This window comes from Prescottella sp. D32 (assembly GCF_037287305.1).
In the GTDB taxonomy this organism is placed as follows: domain Bacteria; phylum Actinomycetota; class Actinomycetes; order Mycobacteriales; family Mycobacteriaceae; genus Prescottella; species Prescottella equi.
Genome location: NZ_JARBSW010000001.1, coordinates 359400 through 377201, shown reverse-complemented (window position 1 = coordinate 377201; position 17802 = coordinate 359400). Strand labels below are relative to the sequence as shown.

The window sequence follows — 17802 nt, the reverse complement described above, 5'->3', positions numbered from 1 at the left end:
GAGCATCAGATTCTGCTGGCGACCCGCAACCCTTCGAGAGTCGCCTCCTCGACGGTGCGCGGCGCCTGGCAGTCTCCGATCGCGTACACCTCGGTCCCGGTTCCACTCAACTGCGCTGTCAGCTCGTGAAACAGCCCGTCCTCCTGCTTGTGGCCGAGGCACAGCACCAGCGCTGCAACGTCTTCCGCGATCACGGGCTGCGAAGTGAGGGTGTTCTGGAGGTATACGGTGTCGTCGTCGGCGCCGTAGAGTCGCGCGTTGGTGACGATCTCCACGCCCGCCTCGTACACCGCAGCCAGCATGGCGTTGCGGGTGTACTGCTGGATGGTTTCGCCGGGTGCGTAGCCGTCCACGGCGAGCGTCACCTTGCGGCCTCCGCTGCGGGCGATCATCTCCGCGACCCCCAGACCGATCCAGTCGCAGCGCCAGTCGGCCACCACGATTCGTCCCTTCGGAAGCTCGGCGGCGTTCGATTTGATGACGTCCCATGACTCGAACACCGGCAGGGCGTCGTCGAGCTCGAGTGGCGGACGGTACGGGGTGGCGCCCGTAGCGACGATCACGACATCCGGGTTCACCTCGCGGACCAGCGCGGCGTCGACCTGCACTCGGGTGTGCACCTCCACCCCGTAGCGTTCGATCTCCGACTGCAGGTTCGTGACCGCGCCGCCGAACTCCGCTCGGTGCGGCAACCTCTCGGCCAACAACACCTGACCGCCGACGCGGCCGGCCGCCTCGTAGATCGTGACGTGGTGCCCACGCTGCGCGGCAATCACGGCCGCTTTCATGCCCGCCGGCCCGCCGCCCACGACCATCACGCTCTTCGCCGCGGCAGCGGGAACAGTACGGCCGAACTGAATTTCACGGCCCGTCTCGGGACGCTGGATGCACGAGATCGGGTACCCCATGTGGAAGTGGCCGATGCATGCCTGGTTGCACGCGATACACGCCCGGATCTCCTCGGTACGTTGCGACTGCGCCTTGTCCGGCATCTCGGGATCACAGATGAGCGCACGCGTCATCGCGCAGGCGTCGGCCTGTCCGGACGCCAGCACGATCTCCGCCTCGTGCGGCTGGTTGATGCGTCCGGCGACCAGAACCGGCACCGACACCTGCTTTTTGATCTTCGCGGCGGACGGTGCGGTGTACATCGCCTCGTAGTGCATGGGCGGCACGATGTGCGTGGACCCGCCCGTGCTCGCGGACGTGCCCTCGGTGACGTTCAGGTAGTCGACGTAGCCGTCCGCGTCGAGCGCCTTGCACAGCGCGATGGTGTCGCTCTCACCGGTGGCGTCGTAGGTGTTCTCGTCGGCCGAAAGGCGTACGCCCACCACGAAGTCGGGTCCGACTGCCTGGCGCACGGCCCGGGCCGTCTCGCGCAGCATGCGCATCCGATTCTCGAGGCTCCCGCCGTAGCGGTCCTCGCGCACATTGAGATTCGGATTGAGGAACTGCGCGGGGAGGTAGCCGTGACTCGCGACGATCTCCACACCGTCGAGGCCCGCGGTCTGCAGCCGTACCGCGCCCTCGGCGTAGCCGGCGATGATCTCCTGCAGAAGTTCGATGCCAACGGCCTGCGGCATGACGTGGAAGCGCTCGTTCGGCACCGCGGAAGGTGCGAGCGCGACGGGTAGCGCACCGTCGCCGGATTCCATGATTTCGCGTCCCGGATGGAAAATCTGCGAGATCAATTTGCAGTCGTGCTCGTGCACTGCCTCGGCCACTCTCCGGTAGCCGGGAATGCAGCTGTCGTCGGTGATCATCAGGACGTGCGAGGTGTAGCGCGCGGTCTCGTGAATGCCGGCGACCTGCATGATGATCATTCCGGCGCCGCCCTCCGCCCGCGCGCGGTGGTATGCGACGAGCTGGTCGGTGACCTCGCCGTCGTGCACCATGACGGTGTCGTGACCCGACGAGAAGATCCGGTTCTTCAGCGTCGTCCCACCGAGTCGGAGGGGGCTGAACAACGTCGGAAACTCGATCGCGGTCGACATGGGAGACCTCTCTGGAACGTGCTGATGCTTCGATCTGGCGCCTCGACTGTTCCACACCGACCCACCACGATCACTCGTACCGAAGTCTGCAATTGACCCCCGCACTCGTACTCGCGTACACCCGGTCCGGCGGTATTTCGCACCACGAGCAACAAGGCTCGAATCAGGCCCCAGCACGCTGTCTTCGAGTCCAGGGGGTTGTACTGCTGGATAGAATCACCCACGAGTTACGTCCTGTCGTACAGTTCACACCGGCCGAGGGTTCTCCTAGTGTTTCGAGCAATCAGTTCCGCTCCGGTCCATCTCCTGGCCGCGGCTGCGACACTTCGAGGACACTCACGATGAAATCTTTTGACGTCATGGACGAGGCGCCGACGTCGCGCTTCCACCGAAAGTTGTTGATCGCCTGCTGCGGCGGCCCGTTCCTGGACGGGTTCGTGCTCAGCATCATCGGCGTGGCGCTCGTCGGCATCAAGGCCGACCTGATGCCGTCGAGTGCCGAGGTCGGACTCATCGGTGCCGCGTCGTTGATCGGCATCTTCTTCGGCGCGACGCTCTTCGGCGCACTCACCGACCGCATCGGCCGCGAGAAGATGTACGCCCTCGACCTCACGGTCCTGGTGATCGGTTGCGCCCTCAGCGCGTTCGTCCAGGAGGCGTGGCAACTGATCGTGCTCCGGTTCGTGATCGGACTCGCGATCGGTGCGGACTATCCCATCGCGACGTCGCTGCTCACCGAATTCACCCCGACGAAGAAGCGGGGCTTCATGATCGGCGTGACCGGTCTGTCGTGGTCGCTCGGCGCCGGCTTCGCCTACATCGTCGGCGCGGTGTTCGTCGGCGTCAGTGGCGGTCACGATCACTGGCGCTGGATGCTGGCGACGTCCGCGATCCTGGGCGTCGTCGTCGTGCTCGCCCGCCGCGGCATCCCGGAGTCGCCCCGGTGGCTCCTCGGCAAGGGTCGCGTCGCCGAGGCCGAGCAGGTGATCCTCGACGTCTACGGCAAGAAGCTCGACCTCACCGACGAAGCACCTGCCGACTCCGGGATGACGATGCTTCAGTCGTTCAAGGCGATCGTGCGCGGGGGCTATCTCAAGCGCACCCTCATGTGCGGTGCCCTGTACTTCGCACAGATCACGCCGCAGTACGCGATGCTGACCTTCCTCCCGGTCATCCTGGCGGGCTTCGCGGTGTCGAGCGACGGCTCGGCCGGTTTGATCGTCGAGACCGTCATCATCCTGCTGTTCGCGATCGGTTCCATCCCGGCATTGCGCTGGGTCGAGACGATCGGCCGCCGCAAGATGTCGATCATCCCGTTCGCGGTCATGGCGTTCCCGCTGATCTTCCTGTGGCTCGTCCCGGACGCACCCGTGTGGCTGGTGGTCGTGGCCTTCTGCGCGTATGCCTTCGCGTCCGGCGGCCCCAGCATCCTCGAGTGGATCTACCCGAACGAGCTGTTCCCCACCGAGATTCGCGCCACCGCCGTGGGTGTGTCCGTGGGTATCAGCCGGATCGGCGCCGCGACCGGCACCTACCTGCTGCCCATCAGCATCGACAACTTCGGTATCGGCACCACCATGGGCTTCGGCGCGCTCATCACGCTGGCCGGATTCGCCGCCTGCTACGCGTGGGCTCCGGAGACCGCCGGACGCCCGCTCGAGGAGACCGCGTCCGTTGCTCCGGCCCGCGTCCGCCCTGCCGCGGCCGTGGACTGAGAACCCGTATCTCCGCAGGCGAACTCTCGAAAGATGACTCGATGACGATCCTCACCACCCCCGACAGCATCGTCGACTCCGTGCCCACCGACCTGTGGGTGGGCGGCCGGCAGACCCCCGCGTCCACCGGCGCCACCTTCCCGGTGCACGACCCTGCGACCGGCAGCGTCCTCACCCACGTCGCCGACGCGAGCCCGGACGACGGCCGCCGCGCCCTCGATCTCGCGTCGAGAACCCAGGCCCAGTGGGCGGCCACCGCGCCGCGAGAGCGCGGTGAGATCCTGCGCGCCGCCTTCGAGTCGGTGCGCAGGCGCAGCGAGGACTTCGCGACCGTCATGACACTCGAGATGGGCAAGGCCATCGGTGAGGCGCGCAGCGAGGTCGCCTACGGAGCCGAGTATCTGCGATGGTTCGCGGAGGAGGCCGTCCGCGTCGGCGGACGGTTCGGCGCCGCACCGGGCGGCAACGGACGGATCCTGGTCACCAAGGTCCCGGTGGGCCCGGTACTGGCGATCACCCCGTGGAACTTCCCGCTGGCCATGGGAACCCGCAAGATCGCGCCGGCTGTCGCGGCGGGATGCACGATCATCGTCAAGCCGGCCGAGGAGACACCCCTGACGATGCTGCTGCTCGGTGAGGTGTTCGCCGAGGCCGGGCTGCCCGACGGCGTGCTGTCGATCCTGCCGACGTCGAACGCGTCGGCACTGTCCGGGCCACTCATGCAGGATCCCCGCCTGCGGAAGGTGACCTTCACGGGCTCGACGCCGGTCGGAAAGCTGTTGGTGCGCAACGCCGCCGACCAGCTCCTCCGGACCTCGATGGAACTCGGTGGCAACGCACCGTTCGTGGTGTTCGAGGACGCCGACGTCGATGCCGCGGTGGACGGTGCCATGGCCGCGAAGATGCGTAACGGCGGGCAGGCCTGCACGGCCGCCAACCGGTTCCACGTCGCGCACGCGGTCATCGAGGAGTTCACCGAGAAGCTGAGCGCACGGATCTCCGCGCTGCGTACGGGCCCGGGCATCGATCCGAGCACCGACGTCGGGCCGCTCGTCAACGCGGACCAACGCGACGTCGTGTCCGACCTCGTGGCCGACGCCGTCGCTCGCGGTGCCCGTGTCCGCACCGGCGGGTTCGCCCCGGAGGGTCCGGGATTCTTCTACGCACCGACACTGCTCGACCGCATCCCCGCGGACGCGAGAGTGCTGCGCGAAGAGATCTTCGGGCCCGTCGCGACCGTCTCCGGATTCGACACCGAAGAGGAGGGCATCGCGGCCGCGAACGACACCGAGTACGGTCTGGCCTCCTACTTCTACACCCGCGACATGGATCGGGCGATGCGGGTCGCGGCCGCTCTCGACACCGGCATGGTCGCCGTCAACCGGGGCATCCTGTCGGACGCGTCCGCCCCGTTCGGTGGCGTCAAGCACTCGGGTTTCGGCCGCGAGGGCGGCACCGAGGGCATCGAGGAGTACCTCGAGACGAAGTACGTCGCGCTGTGACCCTGGCCGCGGAGAACCCCGAGACCCGCACTGCCGCGGCACGATCCTGGCTCCTGGCGGCAGCGGTGGGCGAGGACGCGCTGTCCGCCGCCGCCCGCGCCGGAGCGGACTGTCTCGTCGTCGACCTCGAGGACGGAGTGCCGTTCGCTCGCAAGAGCTTCGCGCGACAGCTGGTACGTGAGTGGCTGTCCGACAACCCGTCCTGGGTCCGCATCGGCGACGTGAAATCCGGCCAGCACGCTCTCGACGTCGAGGTGGTGCGGGGCACTCCCGGGGTACTCGGTGTGGTGCTCGCGAAGGCCGAATCCGCCGAGGACGTACGCACGACGGCACGCGAACTGCCCGGGCTCCCGATCGTGCCGATGATCGAGTCCGCGCTCGCACTCACCCGCGCGGTCGAGATCGCCGCCGCCGAACCTGCGGTCCGCCTGGCCTTCGGTGTCGGCGACTTCCGACACGACACCGGCGTGGCGAACACCTCTGCCGCGTTGACGTACGCGCGGTCCCGACTGGTGGTGGCAAGCCGCGCCGCCGGGCTGCCCGGGCCGATCGACGGTCCCAGCGCACGGGAGGAGGCGGTGGCGCTCGACACCCGCGGTGCAGCCGAACTGGGGATGACGGGAAGACTCGCCGTGCGGCCGGCCGATGCCGCATTCATCAACGATGCACTCTCCCCCACTCTCGCCGAGATCGATTCCGCGGCAGCGACGATCGACCGCCTGGGCGCGCACGGCGAACACGTCGCTTCCGGCGCGGACGTGCCCCGGCTGGCCGCAGCCAAGGCCGTGCTGCGGCGAGCTCGGCAGTTCGGGCTCCCGGTCGACGGTTGACGGGTCAGGGCGCGAGCGGTCCTGCGACGGGATGCGCCTGCTGCGTGCCGTCGGCGACGCGGTAGCTCATCGCGTGCCGGACGATCCCGCGCGGATCGGTGGGGTCGGATACGTAGAACCAGTCCATCTGCGCCGCAGCTTCGTTCACTTCGAACACACCGTAACCGTGCGAATCCAGTTCGACGTACCGGACGTGACGGTTGAACGCCTTGAACGCCTCCTCCGCGGCCACGGTCGCGGTGCGAGGCGGCACCTTCAACATGTCGTCGATGTTCGGCGACGTCACCGACGGCACGACGAACTCGGTGCCGACCGTGCCCGCAGCCGGGTAGTTCGCGGCGTCCACCGGTAGGTCGCACGCCCACGACGTGTGGATATCCCCGGTGAGGAACACCGTGTTGCGCACCCCGTTCGCGGTGATGGCGTCGAACAGGCGTCGACGGTCGGCGGTGTAGCCGTCCCACTGGTCGGTGTTGTAGGGGATACCGGCGTCGGGCACGCCGGTCATCTGCGTGATCGCACCCATCGTCCGATTATCCAGGGGCGGAAAGACGCACGGTGTGATCATCACCGGGTTGCCCACGATCTTCCACCGGGTCGACGCGGTCACGACGCCGCTCGTCAGCCAATCCATCTGCGCGCGACCGGTAATCGTCCGGTCGGGGGAGTCGACCTTGCGCCATCCGGCGCCGGCGGATGCCGGTTCGTCACGATAGGTGCGCAGGTCGAGCATCGACAGTTCCGCCAACGTGCCGAACCGGAAGCGCCGGTACAGTGCGGCGTCGGACCCGGTCCCGTGGACCCGCACCGGCATCCACTCGAAGTAGGCCCGGGTCGACGCGGCCTTGCGCGCACCCCAGTCCCCCTCGGTGGCCGGATCGTGGTTCTCGGCGCCGCCGTCGTACGAGTTGTCTGCCGATTCGTGGTCGTCCCACGTCGCGATGAACGGCAGCTTCGCGTGCAACGCCAGGAGATCGGGGTCGGTCTTGTACTGCGCGTGCCGGATTCGGTAGTCGGCGAGCGAGACGATCTCGTGGGCCGGGTCGTGCAGGCGCACCGAACCGCCGCGAGCCCCGTACTCGCCGCGACCGTACTCGTAGATGTAGTCGCCGAGGTGGAGAATCGCATCGAGGTCGTCCCGTTCGGCGAGGTGCCGGTACGACGCGAAGTACCCTGCCTCCCAGTTGGAGCACGACACGACGCCGAAACGCAGGCGGGCGATGTCGGCGTCCGCGGCCGGCGCCGTGCGGGTGCGTCCGACGGGGGAGACGATGCCGAGTCCGGTGAACCGGTAGAAGTATCCGGTGCCGGGGCGCAACCCGGTGACGTCGACCTTCACCGTGTGGTCCGTCTCCGGACCGGCGGTGACCGTGCCGCTGCGAACGAGCGTCGCGAATCCCGCGTCGGTCGCGACCTGCCAGGTGACCGGGACGGCGGGCCCGGCAGCGGATCCCGGTAGCGCGTCGGCCGTCGGGGTGAAGCGCGTCCAGATGATCACGCGGTCGGGGAGCGGGTCACCGGATGCCACCCCGTGGACGAAACCCGGTGCCGGTGTGGCCGCCGACGCCCGTCCCGCTGCCGCGGCGGCGATTCCGGCCCCTGCGAGCACCATCGAGCCGCGCAGCACCCCGCGGCGAGTCACCCCAGCGATGTCGTTGTTCTCGAACACCCCCGGATCACAACGCAATTCGGACGCACGTTCAACAAGAATCGTGAAACGTACCGAGCATTCATCGACTGTTCCCCTTCCCGCCCCCTTCGCGTTTCGCGCACTTAGCGCGGGGAAAACGCCCCGGAATGCGCGACAAGTGCGCGAAACGCGGGGGAGAGGGGGACTCAGGGGTGGTGGAGACCAGAGGTCCGCGGCCGGTGGACGGCGCCGCGCGCCACCAACTCGATCGTGGTGGCGACCGCGCACGTCTGTGCGAGCAGAAGACCGACGAGGACGAGGATCTGCACGGCACCGGCCTGCACGGCGGATCCGGTCGCGAGCAGCACGCCGACGAACGCTCCGGGCAGCGTCACCAGGCCCACGGTCCTGGTCTGGTCGAGGCCCGGCAGCAGAGCGTCCGCGGCGGCCGACCCGACCACCTCCATCCGGGCGTCCCGCGTGCTCAACCCCAGGCTGAGTGCGGCTTCCACCTCTCCCCAGCGTTGCTCGATCGCGTCGAGGCCGCGTTTGGCGGCAAGTGCCGTCGCGGTCATCGCGTTACCCAGGACGATGCCGCCGATCGGCACCAGTGCCACCCCCTCGAGCGGCACCACACCACTGACCAGCATGAGAGGAACCACCAGCCCGACGCCGACGGCCAACGCCGACGCCAGCCACACCGCCGACCGGCCCGCCCGCGAGCGCCGCGCCGCGGTGAACGCCGCCGCCACGAACATCACCGCGAGCACCAGCAACGACGACCACAGGTGCGCGAGCGCCGCCGCCAGGATCAGCGACACCGCGGCCAGTTGCAGCGCACCGCGCACCGCGGCCCACGGCGCGGTCAGCGGGTTGCCGAGCCCGGCGAAGCGATACACGACGGCGGCCAGACCCACCATGACCGCGCACAGGACGAACAGCGCGAGGCCGGGGTTCACGAGCGAGGTGCTCACGGTTCGGAAGCCTTGGGCAGGAAGTCGTCCGCGAAGTCCTCACCGGACAGGGCCGCGTCGACCCGGGCCCGGATGTACCCGCCGGTGGTCGGGCAGTCGCGCGCCCGGTCGGTGCGGCAGCCGAGCATGTGTTCGAGCACCGCGACCGCCCGGGACAGATGACTGATGCGCTCACGCATCCGGGCGGCCTGGTCCTCGATCAACCTGCTGCGGTCCGCCACCGTGTCCGAGTCGACGATCGCTTGGGTATCGGCGAGCGAGAGCATCCCGTCCTCGTGCCACAACTGGATGTAGGCGAGCCGGCCGAGATCGTCGCGGGTGTAGTAGCGGACGCGCCCGCGACGCTCCGACGCCTCGATGAGACCGCGCTCCTCGTAGTACCGCAGCGCCGGCACGGACAGTCCGAAGGCGTGCGCGACGTCGGTGATCGAGAAGAGGTCGTCGGGCATGCGACACCTCCGACTTGCGCTCAAGCCCACTTGAGTGTGGACGCTGTGAGCCTACTCCTCGGAAAGGAACGCTCAGTGCAGTCTCTGCAGTCCGGTGCCGCACCGGCCGCGACCTCCCGCGCAGGCGTCGGCGCCTCGATGATGCTGCTGGTCGCCGGTTTCGTCCTGATCAGCGCGAACACCCGCGTCGCTTTCGGTCAGATCGGCCCACTGGCCCCAGTTGCCGGGTTCGACGCCGCCACCGTCACACTGCTCGGGCTGATCCCCCCGTTGGTGATGGGACTGTTCGCGCCGCTCGCCGTCGTCGCTCGCCGACGCCTCGGCGAGGAGCGCGCCCTGTTCGCCGCCGGCGCCGTGCTCCTCGTGGGAGCCTTGGTCCGGATGGCGGGTATGCCCGGGCTGATCGCCGGCACCGTGATCGTGAGCCTCGCGACCGCGGTGGTGAACGTGCTCGTGCCAGTGTTCGTACGCAAGCGGTTCGCGCCCGAACGGACCGGCGTGATGATGGGTGTCTACGCCATGTCGATGGGCGCCGGCTCCGCCGTGATCGCGGCGCTGATGATTCCCGTGTGGCGCGCGTCGGGCGAATCATGGCCGCCGGCAATCGGACTCGCGGTGATTCCCGCGCTCCTGGCGCTCGTCGGAACCGTCCCGCAACTGCGGCATGCGAGTCGGCCCGGCACCCACGCGGGGGCGACGGCCCACGGCCGGCCGAAAGTGCTGCGCACGTGGACCGCATGGAGTTCGACGATCTTCTTCGGCATCCAGACGCTGCTCTTCTACGCGACGCTCGCCTGGCTGCCCTCCATCCTGGTCGCCGCCGGGCTGGCCGACGGCAGCGCCGGAAACATGCAGGCGCTGTTCATCGTCGGCGTCGCCGGGGGAGGACTGGTGGCACCGATCCTCGCGGCCGCGAGCGCGGACCAGCGACCTCACATCCTGGCGATCGTCGCGGTGTGCGCCGCGGGCTTCGCCGGATTGCTTATAGCGCCCGACTCCGTGCCGGTCGTATGGGCGTTGATCCTCGGTATCGGGCTCGGCGCGGGTCAAGCCGTTGCCGGAGTGCTGTACGCCCGACGCGGGCGTACCCCGGACCACGTGGCCGCGCTGTCGACGGTGGCGCAGACGGGCGGTTACCTGATCGCGGCGACCGGACCGATCCTGGCGTCGATCCTGCACGACGCCACCGGATCGTGGACCGCACCGGTCACCGCGTTCCTCGTCCTGCTCGCCGTCAACGCCGTCGCGAGCATGCGCGCCGGGCACGACCCGAAGCCGGGAAGGCAGGCAGGTTGACGAGTGCCACCGGACTCATGGAAGCACGAAACAGGCCGGACCCAATGGGATTCCCGTTCCCACCGGAACTGTCACGTCGGGACCGCCCGCCGACGTGTGGTACGCCACGATCCGATGGTCACCGGGGGTGCGCGGAATCCACCCGACTGTGGCCGTGCCGTTCAGAACGGGCGCCAGCGGGCTCGGCAGGATCGTGGCCTTCTGGAAGTCGAAGAACGAGACGGGGTTCTGCCACGTCGTTGCCGCGGTCACCGCATAGATGCAGTTGGTTCCGAACTTCTCCTCGAAGCCACGCTCCGGGGTCCACGTGTAGCTGAGTCCGGGATGGGCATCCACCCGAACGACGTCGGCCGCGGCCGTCGGCACGCCGAGAACGAGTGCCGAGAGCGCCGTACCGGCCACAACAGAGCCGACCGTCCCTTTTGTTAATTTCATGCCGGTTTCATCGCACAGGGGCGGTCTGCATTACACGTCGCGATTACACGTCGCGCCGAAATGGTGTGAACATCTTGTTGTCAATATTTCGTTGACAACAGGGATTCTTCAATGGACCCTCGAAGCATGACCTCCGAGGATTTCACTCCACCCAACCCCAGCCGCGAGCGTGCCCACCGCGAGTACGCGGCCCTGTTCCGGATCATCGAACGCCACGGCGCCACGCCCGAACAGCGGGCGCGTCAGTCACACCCCGAAATCCTGGAACCCCTGGGTGCCATCCGGGTCGTGGCCGCGCTGGCGGGCGGCGTTCACACCCCCGAGCCCGGCGAACCGGATGTCGACGACGCCGACATCACCGCGGCCCTCGGACTGTTCCCCAAGGCTCGCGCGGAGATGGACCAGCTCGAGGCGCTGTTCCTCGGCATCGCTCGCCAGCGCGGAATGACTTGGCGAGAAATCGCATTCGGGTTGGGACTCGGCAGCACCCAAGCGGCGCGGCAGCGATACGAGAGACTGGTCGAACGTACCTGAGGTCGAATACGTGTAGGGCCCGAAGCCGACGAGCGGCTTCGGGCCCTACACGAGTCGGCCGGCTCCCGGCCACACTCACTAGACGAGCAGCGCGGCGAACGCCCCGAGGGCTGCGATCAGACCGGCGAAAGCCCCCACCGCTTCCGCACCTGCGACAACCTGATCGAAGTCGACCGAACCCAGAGCCGTAGCGAACTCCTCAGAACCCATTGTCTTCCCCTTTGTTCCCGTGAAGCTGGTGCTTCGTCTCAGTCGCCGTTCTCGGCGCCACTGCATGTGTAGCGGACGGCGACAACGGATTCCAAGCGGTGAAAGCCTTGAATCGCAATCCATTACAGAATGGAAACGCTCGGGCACCCGCGCGTAAAAACGACGTCACACGTCGTTAACACCGAGCCCCCGCACCCGCAGATCGCGGGCCAGGTGATCGCGCTGTTCGACAACCAGGCGGCGGAGCGCTCCCGGAGCGTCGGTATTCGCCGTCAGCCAGGCATCCACCGGATCGAGCGACTCCGACGACGGGAACAGACCCAGCACGATGCGACGCGCGATCTCGATGCTCCGCGTCGCCCACACGTCGCGGAGCGCCGCGAAATAGCCGTCGTCGTACGAGCCGATCAGATCGCGGCGATCGCCGGCCCGGAAGCCGCCGATGACGGCATCGAGTTGGTCGTTACTGAGCCCCGGATCCTCCAGCGCCGCCCGCCAGGCCTCGTCCTTGACCTCCGCGAGCGGGCGTGCCGTGAGCGCTCGCAGGTGCGCAGTGCGTCCGGACGCGGTGTCGTCGCGGCCGAGTTCGGCGTCGAGATCCGCCGCGTCGGCATGCCCCGTGGCGGCCAGCGCGGTCCACAACGCCCAGCGCAGGTCCGGATCGAGCGGCAGCCCGTCGGGCGCCGGCGCGGAGCCGTCGAGCACGGCACGGATCTGCACCGCGAAGCGATCGTCGACGACGGCCGCCCCCGCCACCGCCCGTGCCCATGCCAACTGTGCGCCGGAACCGGGCTGCGCATCCCACAGCGCCCCCCAGCACGATTCGAGCCAACGGCCGCGCCACTCGTCGCGCGTCGGGTCCGGAAGATAGTGCCCGACGGCGTACCCGGCATTCGCGAGGACCGCTGCCGTGAGCGCCGTGTTGCTCTCGGACGGCGCGAAGGCCTGCGCCATCGCAAGATAGCGCTCGGGCGCGAGCTCGCCGTCACGGGTGGCATTCCACAGCGCCGACCAGATCAGCCCCCGGGTCAGCGGGTCGACGACACGGTCCAGCGAACGCTCGACGGTAGCGAGGGAATCGGCGTCGAGCCGGACCTTCGCGTACGTGAGGTCGCCGTCGTTGAGCAGGCGCAGGGGTGCATCCGGCAACTCGACGGGTGTGCGTTCGTTCTCGAGGTCCAGCTCCACGCGATCGCGTCGGACGAGGTTTCCCGAGTCGTCGAAGTCGTAGGTACCCACGGCGATCCGGTGCGGCCGAGGATCGGTCTGCACGATCTCGCAGCCGTCGACGCCACGCTCGAGGATCAACGTGGAGACCCCGGTTGTCCGGAGCCATGCCTGCGCCCATGCGGCGAGGTCGCGACCGGACGCCTCCGACAACTCCGACAGCAGGTCCGCGAGGGTGGTGTTGCCGAACTCGTGCTTGCGGAAGTAGCGGCGCGCTCCTTCGAAGAATGCATCCCGGCCGACGTACGCCACCAGTTGCTTGAGAACGCTGGCACCCTTCGCGTACGTGATGCCGTCGAAGTTCAGCTTCGCGGCCTCGAGGTCGACGATGTCGGCGACGATCGGGTGCGTCGTGGGCAACTGGTCCTGCGAGTACGCCCACGCCTTGCGCCGGTTCGCGAACGCGACCCACGCGTCCGTCCACTCGGTGGCCTCCGCGCTCGCGAGCGCACCCATGTAGTCGGCGAAGGACTCCTTGAGCCAGAGGTCGTCCCACCACACCATCGTCACGAGGTCGCCGAACCACATGTGCGCCATCTCGTGCAGGATCGTGTTGGCGCGACCCTCGTACTGCGCTGCGGTGGCGGCGCCCCGGAACACGTACGCCTCGGTGAACGTGACGCAACCCGGGTTCTCCATCGCACCGAGGTTGTACTCGGGGACGAACACCTGGTCGTACTTGCCCCACGGGTACGGATAGTCGAAGTTCTCGGCGAAGAAGTCGAGACCCTGGCGGGTCACCTCGAAGATCGTGTCGGCATCCAGGTAGCGGGCGAGCGACGCGCGACACAGGAGCCCGAGCGGGACGTCGAGATCACCTCGCCGCCATTGCGATTCGACGCGATGGTAGGGACCGGCGACGATCGCGGTGATGTACGTCGAGATGGGCAGAGTGGGGGAGAACTCCACCGACTGACGATCGCCGTCGTCCTCCACCATGGCGGCGGGACGATTGGACGCCACCTCCCAGCCGGACGGTGCGATGACCGCGAACGTGAAGGGCGCCTTCATGTCCGGTTGCTCGAAGCACGCGAACACCCGTCGCGCGTCGGACGGCTCGTACTGTGTGTACAGATACGTCGCTCCGTCGACCGGATCCCGGAAGCGGTGCAGCCCTTCACCGGAACGGCTGTAACAGCCCACTGCACTCACCACCACCGTGTTGGAGCGGCGCAGGCCGTGCAGCGGGATGCGGGCGCCGTCGTACTCGACGTCGATGAACTGGCCGTTGACGATCACCGAACGCACTTCGAGCCCGAGGAAGTCCAGCCACGTCTCCGGGGTGGTGGCGTCGAACTCCACCGTGGTCGTGGTCAGGAAGCCCGCCTCGGTCTCGTCGGGGGCGTCCGACACGTCCAACTCCACCCGATAGGCACGGACTGTCACGGCCGCCGAGCGCGCGGCGGTCTCGGAGCGGGTCAGATTCGCGATACTCACGCCCTCGATCCTGCCAGCCGCGGGAACGACCCGGGGTGTGTCCGGCCATCCGGCACGAACAGGGCCTGCAGGGGGAATCGCGACGTCGTAGCATCGGGCTGCGAGTACTCGCGGGAAGAGGTGCGGCATGGATGATCCGATCAGGACGAGCTTCGACGGCCGGACGGGCGTCGCGCGTCTGTACCTCGACCGGCCGGGCCAGCGGAACCCGCTGTCCACCAGCATGATGCGTGCGGTCACCGCCGCGCTGCAGGGCTTCGGCAATGACGAGGCCGTCCGTGTCGTGGTGCTGTCGGCGGCCGGTCCCGTGTTCTCCGCCGGCCACGATCTGTCCGAGATGATCGGACGAACGCTCGAGGAGGAGCGGGAGATCTTCGAGGTCTGCACGGAGATGATGGATACCGTCCAGTCGATCCCGCAACCGGTGATCGCCGCAGTCCAGGGTCCGGCGATCGCCGCCGGCTGCCAGCTTGCCGCGTCGTGCGATCTCGTCGTGGCGTCGTCGACCGCGGTGTTCGGGACACCGGGCGTGCGGATCGGACTGTTCTGTTCGACGCCCATGGTCGCGCTCAGCCGCGCAGTGGGGCGCAAGCGGGCAATGCAGATGCTGCTCACCGGCGAGACGGTCGACGCCGCGACAGCGGCAGACTGGGGTTTGGTCAATATCGTTGTGGCGCCGGAGCAACTGGACGTTCGTACAGATGAGTTGGCCGTCCGCATCGCCCAGTCCAGCCCCCTCACGTTGGCGATCGGCAAGCAGGCGTTCTACCGCCAGATCGATCTGCCCCAGCACGAGGCGTACGAACTCATGTCCCGGACGATGGCCGACAACGCCGTCACGTGCGACGCACAGGAGGGCATGAGTGCATTCCTCGCGAAACGGAAGCCCGAATGGACGGGCAAATGAGACGAACACCCCCAGTTTCTCGACACGCGGGACCAACTTGGCGCGCGCGGAACCCAATTGCGTTCTAGCCTGAGGTCCATTCCGGGTACCGCGAGAGAGAGGCACATCATGGCATTGCCCACGTTGACCCCCGAGCAGCGCGCCGCCGCCCTCGAGAAGGCCGCCGCGTCGCGCAAGGCTCGTTCCGAACTGAGGGAAGGCCTCAAGTCGGGCAAGCTGACGCTGGTGGAGGTTCTCGACAAGGCAGACACCGACGAGTTGGTTGGTAAGACGAAGGTGCTGTACCTGCTCGAATCCCTGCCGAAGGTCGGCAAGATCAAGGCTCGCGACATCGCCGAGTCCGTCGGCATCGCCGAGACGCGCCGCGTTTCGGGTCTCGGTGCGCGTCAGCGTGCCGACCTGATCGCCAAGCTCAGCAGCTGACGTCACTGCGCTTCGGAACGGCCCGCGCTCTCACAGCGCGGGCCGTTCCGTGTCCGTCAGGCCAGGATCGCGCGACAAGTCCTTGAGTGCAACGCCGGAAGCCCCCATACGCCGCGCCCCCTCGACGAGTACCGCGACGACCCGCGCCGCGTGGTCGTACGTCATTCCGTCCGGCGGATGGACGTTGGAGACGCAGTTGCGTTGAGCGTCGGTGCGGCCCGGCCGCGGGTGGTGCGTCAGATAGATGCCGACGCTGTCGGCGACCGACAGCCCTGGACGTTCCCCGATCAGCACGAGCATCGTCGTGACACCGAGTTGTGCACCGATGTGGTCCCCCAACGCCACCCGGGCCTGTGTGGCGATCACCGGGGGAGCGAACGTCAGCCGCGGCAGTGCTTGGACGATCGCGGCCGTCAGACCGGGGCCGTGTGCCGCGAGCGCCGTCGCGGACAGCCCGTCACACAGTGCGATTCCGATGTCGGAGGCATTGGGCGGCAACTTCGTTCCCGATTCCGGGATGCGGCCGAGATCGGGTCGGCGCAGATATGTGGCCCGGTCGGCCGCCGCACTCCGCACGATCAGCGGGGCCCCGATGCCTACATCGCGGATCCGTTCCGCCAGCGTCTCGACGTCGAGCGCCGTGTGCACCGCGTCCCGCGCCTCCGCGTGGGCGGCGACGAACTGGAGGTGACGGCGGGTCGGCACTCCGTTCCCGCTGCGGCCCAGACCGATCCGAGCCCGAGTGTGCCGCCGGATGTCGTCCCAGGGATCGATCATGCGGCGCCGCCGAGGGCGCGCAACGGCGACGCCGCGACGTCGACGGGAAGAATCCGCCCGGTGTCGTCGGCCATCCCGAGTTTGCGCAACCACGCCTCGAACTCGGGCGCGGGACGCAGCCGGGCGACCTCCCGGACGTACAGCGCGTCGTGGAACGACAGCGACTGATAGCCCAGCATGACGTCGTCGGCACCCGGCACCGTGATGACGAACGCCGTGCCGGCGACCGCGAGCAGCGTCAGCAGGGTGTCCATGTCGTCCTGGTCTGCCTCGGCGTGGTTGGTGTAGCAGACGTCCACCCCCATCGGCAGCCCGAGGAGCTTTCCGCAGAACTGATCCTCGAGCCCCGCCCGCACGATTTGCTTTCCGTCGTAGAGGTATTCGGGACCGATGAAACCGACCACGGTGTTCACCAGCAACGGCCGCAGGTCCCGCGCCACCGCGTACGCGCGGGCCTCGAGCGTCTGCTGGTCCACCGGACGGCCGCCGGTGCCCAGGTGAGTTCCCGACGACAACGCCGACCCCTGGCCGGTCTCGAGATACATGACGTTGTCGCCGACCGTGCCGCGGCCCGACGACCGACCGGCTTCGTTGCCCTCCCGGAGCAGCGTCAGATCCACCCCGAAAGCGCGGTTGGCGCCCTCGGTCCCCGCTACGGACTGGAACACGAGATCGACGGGTGCGCCGCGCTCGATGAGGTCGATCGTCGTCGTGACATGGGTGAGCACGCACGACTGGGTGGGGATCTCGAACCGCTCACGGATGTCGTCGAGCAGGTGCAGCAGATCGGAGACGGCGTGCGGTGAATCGCTCGCCGGGTTGATCCCGACGACGGCGTCGCCGCACCCCAGTAGCAATCCGTCGAGGATCGCCGCGGCGACACCGCGTGGATCGTCGAGGGGATGGTTCGGCTGCAGCCGGGTGGCCAACCGCCCGGGCAGCCCGATGGTGGTCCGGAACGCGCTGGTCACGGTCGCCGCCCGGGACACCGCGACGAGGTCCTGGTTCCGCATGATCTTGCTGACCGCCGCGACGGTCTCCGGTGTAAGCCCGGGCGCGAGGGCCGCCAGGACGTCGGCCGAGTCGGGGCGTGCCGCGACCGCGAGCAGGTGATCGCGGAGTCCGCCGACGGTGAGGTGGGCGATCGGCGCGAACGCGGCGACGTCGTGGGTGTCGAGGATCAGCCGGGTCACCTCGTCGCTCTCGTACGGCACCACCGACTCGGTGAGGAACGTGCGTAGCGGCACCTCGGCGAGAGCCCACTGGGCGGCTGCTCGTTCGGCGTCCGAATGCGCTGCGCACCCGGCGAGTTCGTCGCCCGAGCGGCGGGGAGTCGCCTTGGCGAGCAGGTCCACCAGGCCGTGGAACTCGTAAGCGACGTCGCCGAGCCTCTGTCGGTACACGGCCATGGCCCGCTCACCTCCCGGATTCGACACCCTCGGCTGGACCCTCAGTATGTGGC

The 17802-nt window shown here is 68.3% G+C and carries 16 protein-coding genes; 7 read left to right on the top strand and 9 right to left on the bottom strand.

Annotated elements, in window-relative coordinates; genetic code table 11:
- Positions 1-5 precede the first annotated feature (5 nt).
- Positions 6-1994: an oxidoreductase gene (locus PSS76_RS01710; RefSeq protein ID WP_337455782.1), complete on the bottom strand. Its 1989-nt coding sequence runs from the start codon at positions 1992-1994 to the stop codon at positions 6-8.
- 341 nt (positions 1995-2335) lie between these two features.
- Here PSS76_RS01710 and PSS76_RS01705 point away from each other — a divergent pair, with 341 nt between their 5' ends.
- The 3 genes from PSS76_RS01705 to PSS76_RS01695 are packed head-to-tail and all read left to right on the top strand — an operon-like array spanning position 2336 to position 6041.
- Positions 2336-3709, top strand: a complete 1374-nt coding sequence (locus PSS76_RS01705; RefSeq protein WP_041674474.1) for an MFS transporter — start codon at positions 2336-2338, stop codon at positions 3707-3709.
- 41 nt (positions 3710-3750) lie between these two features.
- Positions 3751-5211 carry an NAD-dependent succinate-semialdehyde dehydrogenase gene (locus PSS76_RS01700; protein ID WP_084870745.1) on the top strand — a complete coding sequence of 487 codons (1461 nt, stop codon included), beginning with the start codon at positions 3751-3753 and terminating at the stop codon, positions 5209-5211.
- Positions 5208-6041, top strand: a complete 834-nt coding sequence (locus tag PSS76_RS01695) for an HpcH/HpaI aldolase/citrate lyase family protein (protein ID WP_013417589.1) — start codon at positions 5208-5210, stop codon at positions 6039-6041. Before PSS76_RS01700 ends, PSS76_RS01695 begins: the two co-directional genes overlap by 4 nt.
- A 4-nt stretch (positions 6042-6045) precedes the next feature.
- Here the strand turns inward: PSS76_RS01695 and PSS76_RS01690 are convergent, their stop codons facing one another.
- From PSS76_RS01690 to PSS76_RS01680, 3 genes are all read right to left on the bottom strand, one after another.
- Positions 6046-7653, bottom strand: a complete 1608-nt coding sequence (locus tag PSS76_RS01690; protein ID WP_193384786.1) for an alkaline phosphatase D family protein — start codon at positions 7651-7653, stop codon at positions 6046-6048.
- Between the two features lie 224 nt (positions 7654-7877).
- A complete protein-coding gene (locus PSS76_RS01685) occupies positions 7878-8645 on the bottom strand; it encodes an ABC transporter permease (protein ID WP_022598508.1) in 768 nt (255 codons plus the stop codon).
- A complete protein-coding gene (locus PSS76_RS01680) occupies positions 8642-9094 on the bottom strand; it encodes a helix-turn-helix domain-containing protein (protein WP_064076373.1) in 453 nt (150 codons plus the stop codon). Before PSS76_RS01680 ends, PSS76_RS01685 begins: the two co-directional genes overlap by 4 nt.
- Before the next feature lie 75 nt (positions 9095-9169).
- On the opposite strand from PSS76_RS01680, the gene PSS76_RS01675 reads away from it, so the two are divergent.
- Positions 9170-10390: an MFS transporter gene (locus PSS76_RS01675; RefSeq protein WP_081264976.1), complete on the top strand. Its 1221-nt coding sequence runs from the start codon at positions 9170-9172 to the stop codon at positions 10388-10390.
- A 15-nt stretch (positions 10391-10405) separates the two neighbouring features.
- On the opposite strand, the gene PSS76_RS01670 is transcribed toward PSS76_RS01675, so the two are convergent.
- The gene (locus PSS76_RS01670; protein ID WP_022598513.1) at positions 10406-10792 is read right to left on the bottom strand and encodes a hypothetical protein; all 387 of its coding nucleotides are present in this window, start codon (positions 10790-10792) and stop codon (positions 10406-10408) included.
- Positions 10793-10951: 159 nt separating this feature from the next.
- Between PSS76_RS01670 and PSS76_RS01665 the strand changes: the two genes are divergently transcribed.
- Positions 10952-11359 carry a hypothetical protein gene (locus PSS76_RS01665; RefSeq protein WP_005516816.1) on the top strand — a complete coding sequence of 136 codons (408 nt, stop codon included), beginning with the start codon at positions 10952-10954 and terminating at the stop codon, positions 11357-11359.
- A 78-nt stretch (positions 11360-11437) separates the two neighbouring features.
- On the opposite strand, the gene PSS76_RS01660 is transcribed toward PSS76_RS01665, so the two are convergent.
- Together PSS76_RS01660 and pepN are read right to left on the bottom strand one after the other, a co-directional pair.
- Positions 11438-11569, bottom strand: coding sequence for a hypothetical protein (locus PSS76_RS01660; protein ID WP_005516815.1), 132 nt, complete (start codon positions 11567-11569; stop codon positions 11438-11440).
- A 165-nt stretch (positions 11570-11734) separates the two neighbouring features.
- Positions 11735-14233: an aminopeptidase N gene (gene pepN, locus PSS76_RS01655; RefSeq protein WP_337455780.1), complete on the bottom strand. Its 2499-nt coding sequence runs from the start codon at positions 14231-14233 to the stop codon at positions 11735-11737.
- A gap of 127 nt (positions 14234-14360) precedes the next feature.
- On the opposite strand from pepN, the gene PSS76_RS01650 reads away from it, so the two are divergent.
- A complete protein-coding gene (locus PSS76_RS01650) occupies positions 14361-15140 on the top strand; it encodes an enoyl-CoA hydratase (RefSeq protein WP_084870747.1) in 780 nt (259 codons plus the stop codon).
- Between the two features lie 108 nt (positions 15141-15248).
- Positions 15249-15563 (top strand): integration host factor, actinobacterial type, encoded by a 315-nt coding sequence (mihF, locus tag PSS76_RS01645; RefSeq protein WP_005516808.1) that lies wholly within the window; start codon positions 15249-15251, stop codon positions 15561-15563.
- Between the two features lie 30 nt (positions 15564-15593).
- Here mihF and eutC read toward each other — a convergent pair whose 3' ends face one another.
- Positions 15594-16340 (bottom strand): ethanolamine ammonia-lyase subunit EutC, encoded by a 747-nt coding sequence (gene eutC, locus PSS76_RS01640; protein ID WP_084870748.1) that lies wholly within the window; start codon positions 16338-16340, stop codon positions 15594-15596.
- The gene (locus PSS76_RS01635) at positions 16337-17749 is read right to left on the bottom strand and encodes an ethanolamine ammonia-lyase subunit EutB (protein WP_084870749.1); all 1413 of its coding nucleotides are present in this window, start codon (positions 17747-17749) and stop codon (positions 16337-16339) included. Before PSS76_RS01635 ends, eutC begins: the two co-directional genes overlap by 4 nt.
- Positions 17750-17802 lie beyond the last annotated feature (53 nt).

Coding starts and splice junctions, on each gene's coding strand:
- PSS76_RS01710 (WP_337455782.1), bottom strand. CDS start 1,994: ATGTCGACCGCGATCGAGTTTCCGACGTTGTTCAGCCCCCTCCGACTC.
- PSS76_RS01705 (WP_041674474.1), top strand. CDS start 2,336: ATGAAATCTTTTGACGTCATGGACGAGGCGCCGACGTCGCGCTTCCAC.
- PSS76_RS01700 (WP_084870745.1), top strand. CDS start 3,751: ATGACGATCCTCACCACCCCCGACAGCATCGTCGACTCCGTGCCCACC.
- PSS76_RS01690 (WP_193384786.1), bottom strand. CDS start 7,653: ATGGTGCTCGCAGGGGCCGGAATCGCCGCCGCGGCAGCGGGACGGGCG.
- PSS76_RS01680 (WP_064076373.1), bottom strand. CDS start 9,094: ATGCCCGACGACCTCTTCTCGATCACCGACGTCGCGCACGCCTTCGGA.
- PSS76_RS01665 (WP_005516816.1), top strand. CDS start 10,952: ATGACCTCCGAGGATTTCACTCCACCCAACCCCAGCCGCGAGCGTGCC.
- PSS76_RS01660 (WP_005516815.1), bottom strand. CDS start 11,569: ATGGGTTCTGAGGAGTTCGCTACGGCTCTGGGTTCGGTCGACTTCGAT.
- PSS76_RS01650 (WP_084870747.1), top strand. CDS start 14,361: ATGGATGATCCGATCAGGACGAGCTTCGACGGCCGGACGGGCGTCGCG.
- mihF (WP_005516808.1), top strand. CDS start 15,249: ATGGCATTGCCCACGTTGACCCCCGAGCAGCGCGCCGCCGCCCTCGAG.
- eutC (WP_084870748.1), bottom strand. CDS start 16,340: ATGATCGATCCCTGGGACGACATCCGGCGGCACACTCGGGCTCGGATC.
- PSS76_RS01635 (WP_084870749.1), bottom strand. CDS start 17,749: ATGGCCGTGTACCGACAGAGGCTCGGCGACGTCGCTTACGAGTTCCAC.